The 12,907-nt window shown below is 65.6% G+C and carries 3 protein-coding genes and 1 CRISPR repeat array; all 3 genes read left to right on the top strand.

The window, feature by feature from the left end; genetic code table 11:
- Window positions 1-37 precede the first annotated feature (37 nt).
- Window positions 38-1,617: direct repeats of the CRISPR family, unit length 37 nt; unit sequence CCAGCGCTGACCGCTCGCGGTCGGCGAGGATCGCAAC.
- 519 nt (window positions 1,618-2,136) lie between these two features.
- On the top strand, window positions 2,137-4,929 hold the full coding sequence (locus Aru02nite_RS05275) for a LamG-like jellyroll fold domain-containing protein (RefSeq protein WP_203655381.1): 2,793 nt from the start codon (window positions 2,137-2,139) through the stop codon (window positions 4,927-4,929).
- Between the two features lie 187 nt (window positions 4,930-5,116).
- Entirely contained in the window at window positions 5,117-11,908 is a 6,792-nt protein-coding gene (locus tag Aru02nite_RS05270; protein WP_203655380.1) for an RHS repeat-associated core domain-containing protein, read from the top strand.
- 124 nt (window positions 11,909-12,032) lie between these two features.
- The gene (locus Aru02nite_RS05265) at window positions 12,033-12,539 is read left to right on the top strand and encodes a DUF4265 domain-containing protein (RefSeq protein WP_203655377.1); all 507 of its coding nucleotides are present in this window, start codon (window positions 12,033-12,035) and stop codon (window positions 12,537-12,539) included.
- Window positions 12,540-12,907: the final 368 nt, after the last annotated feature.

Genomic DNA, 12,907 nt, shown 5'->3' with positions numbered 1-12,907 from the left:
CCTCCACTGTGGACGGATCTACATGTGGGTGTGGACGCCAGCGCTGACCGCTCGCGGTCGGCGAGGATCGCAACGGCAGGTGGGCCGGTGAGCAGCTGCGCGACGTGCAGCCAGCGCTGACCGCTCGCGGTCGGCGAGGATCGCAACCAGCGTGATGCTGTAGATCGTGTAGAGCAGCCCAACCAGCGCTGACCGCTCGCGGTCGGCGAGGATCGCAACACTCAGTAAGTGCTACTGGTTGCGCGCGAGGCGAATTCCAGCGCTGACCGCTCGCGGTCGGCGAGGATCGCAACCGCGACAAGGTCCGTATCGCCGAGGAGGAGTCGAACGCCAGCGCTGACCGCTCGCGGTCGGCGAGGATCGCAACACGATCATCGTGCCGACCTCCGACGAGCACGGTGCCAGCGCTGACCGCTCGCGGTCGGCGAGGATCGCAACCACGGCCACACGCTGATGACCCGTGAGGAGCGGCTGGCCAGCGCTGACCGCTCGCGGTCGGCGAGGATCGCAACTCCAGCACGGTGCGGGCCACGAACCGGACCGGGGCCAGCGCTGACCGCTCGCGGTCGGCGAGGATCGCAACTGCGACGCCGCGGTGCCGGTGTCGACATCCCACTGGACCAGCGCTGACCGCTCGCGGTCGGCGAGGATCGCAACCCGTCTCTGGTCGCCATGGCGGTCTGGGCCGTGCCCCCAGCGCTGACCGCTCGCGGTCGGCGAGGATCGCAACCGCAATGGCACGCTGAATTTGCAGACCGGGGAGCTTTCAGCGCTGACCGCTCGCGGTCGGCGAGGATCGCAACGAGTCGTACGCCACCGTGCATGTCCACGACGAGCGCCCAGCGCTGACCGCTCGCGGTCGGCGAGGATCGCAACCCCGTGCGTCTGGCTACGGCCGGGCGTATCGGTAGCCGCCAGCGCTGACCGCTCGCGGTCGGCGAGGATCGCAACAAACAGTTCGAGCAGTGGATCGCGGAGGGTACGGCCGCCAGCGCTGACCGCTCGCGGTCGGCGAGGATCGCAACTGGCTTTCCGGGATCACACACCGGATCGCTCCCGGGCCAGCGCTGACCGCTCGCGGTCGGCGAGGATCGCAACTGCGACGTACCCAAGCCTCAGCCCGGCGACCGGGTGCCAGCGCTGACCGCTCGCGGTCGGCGAGGATCGCAACATGTCGATCGCCACCCAGGCGATGGCCAGCACGGCGCCAGCGCTGACCGCTCGCGGCCGGCGAGGATCGCAACGACGTTGAGTTCAAGAACGCCATCAACAGTCAGCCGTGCACCCAGCGCTGACCGCTCGCGGCCGGCGAGGATCCCAACGGCACCTACAAGCCACCGAACACCGGAAAGTGAGAGGCCAGCGCTGACCGCTCGCGGTCGGCGAGGATCGCAACTCCACCAGTTCGGCGTCGGGCAGGTAGCTGTCGCCCCAGCGCTGACCGCTCGCGGCCGGCGAGGATCGCAACTCGGCGCCGGTCGGCAGCAGCGACCGGTGTCTGCTGCCAGCGCTGACCGTTTGCGGCCGGCGAGGATCGCAACAGGACGACCCGGCGCTGACGGCGGCGATGAGTCCCCGCGCCAGCGCTGACCGTTTGCGGCCGGCGAGGATCGCAACAGCAGCTCGCCCTCCTTCTTTCAGGCGTCATGGCAGGGCAAACTATCTGACTACAAGTCAGATGCTCTAGGGCCGGACTGACCATGCGCCTCAGCCGGTCCACCTCTGTAGGGGAATTCAGGTGTCGACCGGCGTCACTGGGTCCACGTCCCCCGAGGCCTCTTGTTGTGGCTGCACGTGGCTTTGCGCCTGCATCATCCCCGGACTTATTGGCATATTTGTGCTGCCTTATCCATTTCCCATCTTGCTGCATGGTCAAGGCTGGGCCGCGGTTGCGTGCCGTGCTGGTGCATTTTGGCCGTCACGCAGTGGGGCGACGCTGTGATTGTGACTACATGGCGTGTCCAGTTGTATTCGTAACGCATCGTAAGTTTCGGGAGTTGTTGTGCGGTAGTTGCGTCCGGTTTGGTCAACCGGTTCTGTAAGGAACCTTCCCTGCTTGGTGATCTTGCGATAGTTTCCTGCGTCGCTGGCCGGGAGCTGTCTGGGTGCCTCCTGGTGGCCTTCGGGGAGGTACCTGTGGCTGGTGTGTCGTGGCTGCGCGCGCTCGCGGCTTCGGTGGTGCTGACGTTAGGCGCATCGCTGGTGTCGGTGACGGCGCTGGTGGAGCCGGGTTTCACGGCTCCTGCGGATGCGACGGTGCCGGTGGCTGAGGATCCGGGTCCGCAGGCCCCGGCCGATCAGGTCGACGCGATGCGCCGGGCGCATCTGTCCAAGCAGCGGGTTGAGGTGGCGTCGCAGCGGACAGAGACGTCGCAGACGTTCGCGAACCCGGATGGCACGTTGACCTTGGAGTCGACGGCGCGGCCGGCGCGGGTTCACCGGTCGGACGGATCCTGGGCGGCCGTTGACACCAGCCTGTCGCGTGACGCGAACGGTGCGGTGGTGCCGCAGTCGACCACGGCCGGGCTGAAGTTTTCCAACGGTGGGAGCGGGCCGTTGGCGACGGTGTCGGTTGGAGGGAAGTCGCTTTCGCTGACGTGGCCGGACGCTCTGCCGCCCCCGACGTTGAGTGGTTCGACCGCCGTGTACGCGGACGTGCTACCAGGGGTGGATCTGCGCCTGACCGCGGAGGTCGACGGCTTCGGCGAGGTGCTGGTTGTCAAGACGCGTGAGGCGGCCACCAACCCGGAGCTGACCACGTTGACGATGGGTATCGCCGGTGACGGCGTGACCGTGTCGGTGAACGACGCCGGGCAGCTGTCGGCGGTCGACGGCGCCGGGACGATCGTGTTCGGCGCGCCGACGGCATTGATGTGGGACTCGTCGGATCCAGCCGAATCGGCGTCGAATGTGGCAGCCCATGCCGCAGGCCCGGCCGCAGCCCGACAGCAGTCCACTGTGGACACCACCCTCGACGCCGGTGGCGACACGCTGACGCTCGTGCCGGACCCGGCGATGCTCGACGACCCCGACACCGTGTACCCGGTGTTCGTGGATCCTGATGTGTCGACCGAGATCTACACCTGGACCTATGTGGACTCGCAGTTCCCGAACCAGGCGTACATGAGTGACAAGGGCCGTACGGACGCGCCCGCCGGCATGTATCAGGCGACCAACGGCGGCTATTACATGCAGCGGTCCTACATTCGCTTCAAGTTCAAGATTTCGACCTGGGGCAGCGATGTCCGGGTGACAGACGCGGAGTTCCGCGTGTACTCGCACTACCAGTGGAACGCCTCGGCCACCGACCATCCGATCCACGCGTACTCCACCTCCGCCCCAGACACGTCGACGACATGGAACAACCAGCCGACGATCTACAAGGACCTTGGCAACCGGAACGTTCACGCCGGTGAGTGGGCGGGGTTCGATGCCACGGCGGCGGTGCAGCAGGCAGCGGACAACGACTGGCTGCATCTAGCGTTCCGGCTCTCGTCCGGGGACGAGGACAACTACCAGGCACGTGAGACGTACTCGATGTCGGGGACCACGCAGCCAACGCTGGCGGTCACGGTGGATCACAAGCCGAACAAGCCGACCGGTCTGAAGATCTCGCCGTGCTACAAGGCATGCGTCTCACCAGCGATCACCTCGACGGTGCTGCCGACGTACACGGTGACGGTGTCCGACCCCGATGGCGGAAACCTAAAGAACGTCAAGATCGAGGTCTGGACCAAGGACGGCGGGACCAAAGTCGCCTGGACGTATGCGTCGTTGACGAACGTCACCTCCGGCAGGTCAGTGGCGTGGAAGCAGGTGGGCGCGGCAGCCGACGGCCAGGACTACTACTGGAAGGCGTCGGCGTGTGATGGCGACGGATGGTGCAGCGACTGGTCGAGCTTCTTCTATTTCCACACCGACGCCAAGAACCCCTTCCTTCCGAAGATCAGTGGTGACCCCTACAGTCCGGACACCGAGGCGGGTGGTGTTGGCGTGGCCGGCACGTTCACGTTCACGCCCGGTGTGGACCCCGAGCACCCTGACCAGGTGGATGACGTCTACCAGTACTACTGGTCGCTCAACGACCCAGAGCCCGCCACCCCGGTGACGGCAGCAGCCGACAACACGGCAACAGTGAGCATCGTGCCCAAGCACGACATGGGCAACACCGTGTACGTGCAGGCCATCGACACGGCCGGGAACCGGTCGGATGTCACCCCGTACTTCTTCTACGTGGCGCCGGCACCCTACGACGTCGCTGGAACCTGGCCGATGGATGAAGGAACTGGAACGACCGCGGTCGACCAGTCGCAGGGACACCACGACCTGACGTTGCACGGTGGAGCGACCTGGATGCCGGGACACGTCGGCAACGGGGCAGTCCAACTGGACGGCACCGACGACTACCTATCCACCGATGTGTCCACGATCGACACGACGAAGAGCTTCAGCGTCGCGGCTTGGGTGTATCTGGATGACAACACCCGATACCACACGGCGGTCACCCAGGACGGCGGCACGTCCAGCGCGTTCTACCTGCAGTACCGGTCCGCGCCTGACGGCGACTGCTGGGCGTTCGGCATGCGCGACGCCGACACCCCCGACGGGGTCACCACGGTCGCGTTGTCCAACGACAAAGCATGGCTGGGGGAGTGGACCCACCTCGTCGGCGTGTACGACGACGCGAACCATCAACTCCGCCTGTACGTCAACGGCGTGCTGCAGACAGACATCGACGGCTTCAGCACACCCATCGCCGCAGCGAGCGCGCTCAACGTGGGCCGAGGGTTGCACGGGGGCCAAATCGGCTGGTACTGGCAGGGCCAGCTCGACGAGGTCCGTATCTACCAACGGATCCTCACCACCGAGGACATCGACATCCTCGCCCACGCCGACGACCCCTTGTACGCGGCCGGCGGAACCGCCTGACCCCGCCCCGCCGCTTCACGAGACCCCGCGCGTACAGGCCCTGCTTACCCGGCTCGGCCGGCGCGTGACCTCTGCTCGATCCCCAGCCAGGAGGCCAGAGTTGTCCAGGCCCATGCCCGGAACTGACCGTCGTCGAACTCGCCGTCGTCACGCGTCGGTCCTCGCGTCAGCCCTCTCGCTGGGGCTGGTGGTGTCGCTGTTATCGGTTCCCGCGATCGCGACGGCGGCCCCGTCGACCTTTACTCCGGGCACGCCGCACACCGGTGCGGTCGTGCCGACGCACGCCATCGGCGCACGTTCCCATCCCCTCAACCGCGTTGATGCGCATTCGGTGCGGAGCGCCCCGAAGATCAGCTGGCCCGGTGCGGCGGAGCGGACTGTCACTGTGCCGAAGGCGGGCGCGGCCACGCCGGCCAGCGCTGCCGGCACACCAGTGACTGTCGGCGCCTCACACCGTACGCCCAAGACAGCGGCGGCACGGGTCGCCAAGGTGAAGGTGCGGGTCCTGGGCAACGCCGAATCGACGGCGACGCTCGGCACCAGCGGCGTGGTCATCGCGACGTCGAGGGCTGACGGCGTCGCTGACAACGGCACGGTGTGGGTCTCCCTCAACTACTCCGGCTTCGCCGGGGCATACGGGTCCGACTACGGTTCCCGACTGCACCTGGTGCGGCTGCCGCAATGCGCGCTGACCACCCCGCAGAAGAGCTCATGCCGTACCGCGACGGCGATCCCGACCATCAACAACGCCCAGCGATCCACGCTGGGCGCCGATGTCAGCGTCGCCGGGACACCGACGGTGTTGGCGGCTGTGGCAGCGGCGTCTGGAGACACAGGCGACTATTCGGCGACGCCGCTGTCGTCCTCGTCGTCGTGGCAGGTGTCGAATCAGACTGGTGACTTCTCCTGGAGCTACCCGTTGGTGTTGCCGCCGTCGGTCGGTGGCGCCGCACCGCAACTCGCGCTGTCCTACGACTCGCAGTCGCTGGACGGGCGTACCTCGGCCACCAACAACCAGGCTTCCTGGGTCGGGGATGGGTGGGAGCTGTGGTCCGGCTACATCCAACGCTCCTACAAGGCGTGCCAGGACGACCAGAACGACGGCGCGAACAATGTTGGTAAGACCACCGGCGACCAGTGCTGGGGGCCCGACAACGCCGCCCTGTCGCTGGAAGGCCACTCGTCGCAGATCGTCAAGGACGCCGACTCCGGCGACTGGAAACTCAAGAACGACGACGGCACCCGGATCGAGAAGCTGACCGGCGCCGACAACGGCGCCCACAACGGCGAGTACTGGCGCGTCACCACCCCGGACGGCACCCAGTACTTCTTCGGCCGGAACAAGCTCCCCGGCTGGGAAACCGGTGACGCCACCAGCGACTCGACCTGGACCCTGCCGGTCTACGGCAACGACCCCGACGATCCGTGCCACCAGGCTGCCTACGCCGACTCATGGTGCCAACAGGCATGGCGCTGGAACCTCGACTACGTCGTCGACCCGCACGGCAACGCCATCTCCTACCGCTACGACAAGGAGACCGGCTACTACGGCCGCGGCGGCGACGCCGATGCTCGCACCGACTACACCCGCGGCGGCACCCTTCACGAGATTGACTACGGATTCAGCGACGGCCACGCCTACGACAGCGCACCTCAAAGGGTGTCGTTCGTCGTCGCCAACCGCTGCTCCGCGGGCAGTACCTGCGACACGAGCCACCCCGCGTCGTGGCCGGACACGCCATGGGACCAGGCATGCCTGTCCGCACCGTGCACCGGCAAGACCACCCCGATCTTCTTCACCCAGAAGCAACTGACCACCATCACCACCCAGGTCCTCAAGAACGGCTCCTACAGCAACGTCAACCAGTGGACCCTCGGCCACGAGTTCCTCAGCCCCGGCGACAACGACGCCGACCCCCTGTGGCTGAAGTCGATCACCCGCACCGGCCTCAACGGCGGCACCAAAGCCATGCCCGCGGTCACCTTCGACGGCACCCAGCTACACAACCGTGTCGACACCAACACCGACGGCCTCTCGGCCCTGACCCGCTACCGCATCAGCAGCATCACCACCGAATCCGGCGGCCAGACCCGCATCGCCTACTCCGACCCGGAATGCGTCGAAGGCTCGAAGATGCCGTCCGCACCGGACTCCAACACCCTGCGCTGCATGCCGGCCTACTGGTCCCCGCCCGGGGAGAGCCAGAAACTCGGCTGGTTCCACAAGTATGTCGTCACCGAAGTCGACAATGTCGATCTCACCGACGACACCTCCGTCCCCGAGGTCACGCACTACGACTACACGAGCAAACCGTCCTGGCACTACGACAACAACCCGCTGCTGCGCGCCAAGTACCGCACCTGGTCGGAATGGCACGGCTATCAGACGGTCACCGTCCGGCACGGCAACGTCGGCAAGACCCAGTCGGCCACCGACTACGTGTACATGACAGGCATGGACGGCGACCGACAATCCGACGGCACCACCCGAACGGTCAAGGTCACCGACTCCCAGGGCGGGGCCCTCACCGACTCCCCGCAGTATCAGGGGTTCCAACGCGAACAGATCGCCTACAACGGTCTGGGCGGCAAGGTGCTGGCCGACACGATTTCCGACCCCTGGACGCACGGCCCCACCGCCACCAACGGCGACGGCGTGAGTTCCTGGATGCTGGCCCCCGGCGGTTCGACCACCCGCAGCCAGCTCGCGGACGGAACATGGCGCACCACCAAGATCAGCACCAGCTACAACAACGACGCACTGCCCACCCTCGTCGACGACCAAGGCGACATCGCGACCGCCGCCGACGACAAGTGCACCCGCACCACCTATACGACCCGCAACACCACCGACTGGATCCTCAACCACCTCGCCGAAACCGAAGTCGACGCCACCCGCTGCTCAGCCACCGCAACACCGGACCAGGTGCTGTCCCACACCCGCGTCTACTACGACAACTCCACCACCCTCGGCGCCGCGGTCAAGGTCGGTGACATCACCAAGAGCGAAGCAATCACCTCGTTCACCGGCGACACCCCCATCTACACCACCGCGACCACGGCCACGTTCGACTCCTACGGCCGGACCCTGACCAGCACCGACGCGCTCAACCACACCAGCAGCACCAGCTTCACCCCCACCACCGGCGGCCCGGTCACCGGCACCACCACCACCGACGCGATCGGCAACGCCACCACCATCACCGTCGACCCGGCCACGGGCAGCAACACCTCGATCGTGGACGTCAACGGCCGACGCACCACCCTGGCCTACGACCCGCTCGGCGAGCTGACCTCGGTGTGGCTGCCCGGCACCGACACCGGCAGCGACCCGAACATCAAGTACACCTACACCATCCGCAACGACGCCCCCACGGTCGTCACCACGCAACGTCTGGTCTACGGCGGCACCGACACCATCCCCGTCGCCCTGCGCTACTCCACCAGCTACGCCTTCTACGACGGGCTGCTGCGACCCCGGCAGACCCAAACCCCGGCACCGAGCGGCGGGCGGGAAATCACCGACACCCGCTACGACGACCGCGGCCTGGTCGCCATCACCAACGACGCCTACCACGACGAGCAGGACCCCTCAACCACCCTCTACGGACCCACCGGCGTCCCGGCCGACCTGTCGACCACCACCTACGCCTACGACGGCGCGGAACGCCAGACCGCCGCGATATACCAGGTCGCCGGAACCGAGAAGTGGCGGACCACCACCGCCTACCCCGGCGCCGATCAAACCAATGTCACCCCGCCCGCAGGGTCCACACCGACCAGCACCATCACCGACGCCCGCGGGCGCACCACCCAGTTCCGCCAGTACCAGGCAACGAGCCCGGCCGGCGCCTACGACACCACCAGCTACACCTACACCCCAGCCGACCAGATCCACACCGTCACCGACCCCGCCGGCAACACCTGGCGCTACACCTACGACATCCGCGGCTTCAAGACCAAGAGCGAAGACCCGGACACCGGCACCACCACAAGCACCTACGACAACGGCGGTGAACTGACCTCCGTTACCGACGCCCGCAACATCACCCTCGCCTACAGCTACGACAAGATCGGCCGTAAGACCGGCGAATACCTCGGCGACACCAACGGCCTGCAACTCGCCGGTTGGGCCTACGACACGCTGCCCGGCGGCAAGGGACTACCCGTCTCCTCCACCCGCTACGACGGCAGCGACGCCTACACCGAATCCGTCGACGGCTACGACGCCACCGGACGCCCCACCGGCTCCACCGTCACCATCCCGACCTCGCAGGGCGCCCTCGCCGGCTCGTACGACACCACCACCACCTACAACCCCGACGGCGCCGTCGCCACCACAACGTTGCCCGCCGCTGGCGGCATGAAAGCCGAAACGCTGCGCTACAGCCACGACCCGCTCGGCGCCGTCACCCAGATGTACTCCACCAACGGTGGCAACTACGTCTACGGCATGACATACGGCGCCGACGGCTCCCTGGTCCAACGATTCCTCGGCAAGTACGGCTCCCGCGTCGAGGAGGACTACTCCTACGAGGACGGCACCCACCGCCTCACCGAAACCAAGGTCCTCACCGAGAAGACCGGCGCCACACCGGTCTCCCAGGCCCAGTACGGCTACGACCCGGCTGGCAACGTCACCTCCATCACCGACACCGCCGACCAGAACGACCGCCAGTGCTTCCAGTACGACTACTTGGACCGGCTCACCGACGCCTGGACCCCACACCCCACCGGCACCGACAGCTCCACACCCGGAAGCTGCGCCACCCTTCCCAGCACCACCTCCGACCTCGGTGGACCGGCGCCTTACTGGCACACCTACGGCTACGACAAGACCGGCAACCGCACCAGCCTCACCCAACACCTCGCCGGCCAAGACACCATCACCACCTCCACCTACCCGGCCCCCGGAAGCACGCAGCCACACGCACTCCAGTCGACGACCACCACCTCCAGCATCGGGCCCGGTAGCACTGCCACCGAGCAGAACACCTACACCTACGACGCCGCCGGCAACACCAAGACCCGCACCATCGGCGGCGACACTCAAACCCTCGACTGGAACGCCGACGGCGCGCTGGCCACCTTCGCCAAGGGCGACAACACCAGCTCCTACACCTACGATGCCGACGGCACCGAACTCATCCGCCACGACCCCGACGGATCCGCCACCCTCTACCTGCCCAACGGCATGGAGTTGCACGCCGACTCCGGCGCCTCCACCTCAACCGCGACCCGCTACTACAGCCACCTCGGCGACACCATCGCTGTCCGCACCGCAGCCGGCGTCACCTGGTTGGTCGGCGACCACCATGGCACCGACACCCTCGCCGTTGACGGCGCCACCCTCACCGTCACCCGCCGCCGCGTTGATCCCTTCGGCCAAACCCGCAGCGGCCTGCCCTCGTGGGTCGGCGACCGCGGCTTCGTCGGAGGCACCCAAGACGCCAACACCGGGCTCACTAATCTCGGCGCCCGCGAATACGACCCCACCCTCGGTCGCTTCCTGTCCGCCGACCCCCTTGCCGACCTCACCCAACCCCAACAGCTCAACGGCTACTCCTACGCCAACAACAACCCCACCACCCAATCCGACCCCAGCGGTCAAATGCCGGCCCCCATCGGCCGCAACGAAGGCGGCGGATTCTGCGACAGCACCTGCCAATCCGGCGCCCCCACCGCATCGCCCGACCCCACCATCGAGTACCACGGAGCCAACGGCACCGTCCTCGCCAAAAACCCGAACGGCACCTATAGCATCAACGGACTCTCCGTCGAGGGATACACCGGAGACCCAAGGAAGCTTGCTGTTGCACTCGACGAAAAGTGGGGCATCTGGGCCAAGAGCCACGGCACCAAACTCAGCGAAGCCGGCCTCATCACCCTCGTCAAGCAGGCATGCACCGAAAAGGGCGTCAGCAGCGGCTGCGGGCCGGAACTCACCACCAAACTCGCCACGCGATTCCGAGCACTCACCGCCGCCACCCACAACGGTTATCTCCCCGAATACGGCGCACTCTTCGACCTCGCCATCACCACGGGGCCAGGCCAAGACGGAGCAGGACTCGAAGGTCAGAATCTCGAGGGAGGCGTAGGCCACGAGTCATCGTCTCGTTCCAGTGGCACGCATGTAGGTGAGGGCAAGAAGAGTCACGAAGATGAGGAATCTACGCCTAGCGGAGGTTCATGTAGATCGACGCATAGCTTCCCTGGCGAAACGCCGGTTGTGCTTGCCGACGGAAAGAGTAAACGCATCGATCAGGTCAAGATCGGTGACAGGATACGTAACGCTAAGCCGGATTCGCGATCAAGTCAAAGCCACACAGTCGAAGGCATCACCGTCACGACGACCGACAGCGCTTTCGTTGATGTCTACCTGGCGGCGGGCGCCGGCGTGGTTGTTCTTACCGCGACCACCCATCACAGAATCTGGGACAAAACCGCGCACCGTTGGAAGGAGGCCGGCCTCCTTAAGGTCGGCCACTACGTTCAGGCTGGGGGTGGACGGTCCGCGCGAATTGCGTCGGTGCGCAAGTACACAACGGAGCAGACGACATACGACCTCACCGTCGATGGACTCCATACGTACTTTGTGTTAGCGGGAAAGATTCCCGTTCTGGTTCACAACATTGCTGGATCTATTGGCTGCGGCGCTGGCGGTGCGCCGATCTACGACATTCCGGCAGGATCGAGTGGCGGTGCCGGAGCTGGAAAGAGGATCCCCAGGGGTGAGCTTAAGGCCGCCGGTATCGGGAAGAATGCTCCGCCCGGGTCTACGGCTCCGCTGTGTTCGTACTGCCGGACAAACCCAGCCACATCCATTGACCACGTCGAGCCGCGGTCTAAGGGTGGAGATTTGAGTGACGAGAACCTCACGCCTGCTTGTACATTCTGCAACAGCTCGAAGAGGGATCGTATCCGCCCGCTGAACCCACCGCCCAATTACACTGGTTCGTGGCCCCCGCCTTGGTGGTAGTCAAGCATGGGACGGAGCGCGGCTCGATACTGGGGTCGCGCTCCGTCAATTTATAGGAGGAATGTTCTCGTGGCTGTTTGATACACTACCCAAGTTTAGGCTACTAGACTGACACGCTCGACGGGTGGCGAATTTGAACTTTATTGTGCACGATGACCCGGTCGGTCGGAAACGGGAAAACTATATCGCCCGGGTCGACCTTGAGCCTTTTGGTCTCGAGGGTGAGGTCGAACAAATCTGGCTCGCGAGGGCGCCTGGCGAGCTATTTGAAGTGTGCTGTATACCATTTCGCAGCTACGGTATTGCATTCCGTGACCACGTGCAGCTGGATGATGATGGGCAATATGTTGTTGCGGTCGTTCGTCGCCAGGGACATCGCGTTCTGCGTGCACTCTTTAAGTATGCAGTGGATGATCAAAGGGTTCCCCAATCAATCGTTCGGGAGATTCGTGAGTGCGGGTTACTCTATGAATGGAGTGGGGGTAGATATGTCGCAATAGATGTCGCGCCCGGTGTCGATCCGTCGCGAATGGTCGAGATCTTCGACGACGCCGAATCGTCGGGTGTGCTCTTTTGGGAATGGGGTGATGCCGATCCATTCGTATATGGGAATTTACCTGTGGGAAAGTAGTCTATGGCTTTGGGTAGCCGCGTTGGGTATCGCACTCTTTGGTGCCTTATCGTTCGAATGGGACGCCCGCCAGGTGGTTACCGTTTGCCGCGCAACTAAACCTCGAAATCGGTCCCCAGCATGCCGGTGCAGGCGTTCGCCGCACTGGCGGTTGACTCCCGCGAGAGCCGGCGCCCGAGGGGCGCCCGAGAACTCGCGCTACAGGTACCAGTATCCGGCGCCGGTCAGTGGCCGCCGACAGCCCAACGGAAATGACGGTAGGGTTGGCACTTCTGGCCGCGACGTTCGCTTCTCTTAATCAGCGGGTTCGGGGTTCGAGTCCCTGGCGGCGCACCAGGCAAAACAAAAGGGCGGCCCTATGGCCGCCC

Source organism: Actinocatenispora rupis (assembly GCF_016861975.1).
GTDB lineage: Bacteria > Actinomycetota > Actinomycetes > Mycobacteriales > Micromonosporaceae > Actinocatenispora > Actinocatenispora rupis.
The sequence above is the reverse complement of the archived record's forward strand: the minus strand, read 5'-3'. Positions and strand labels throughout refer to the sequence as shown.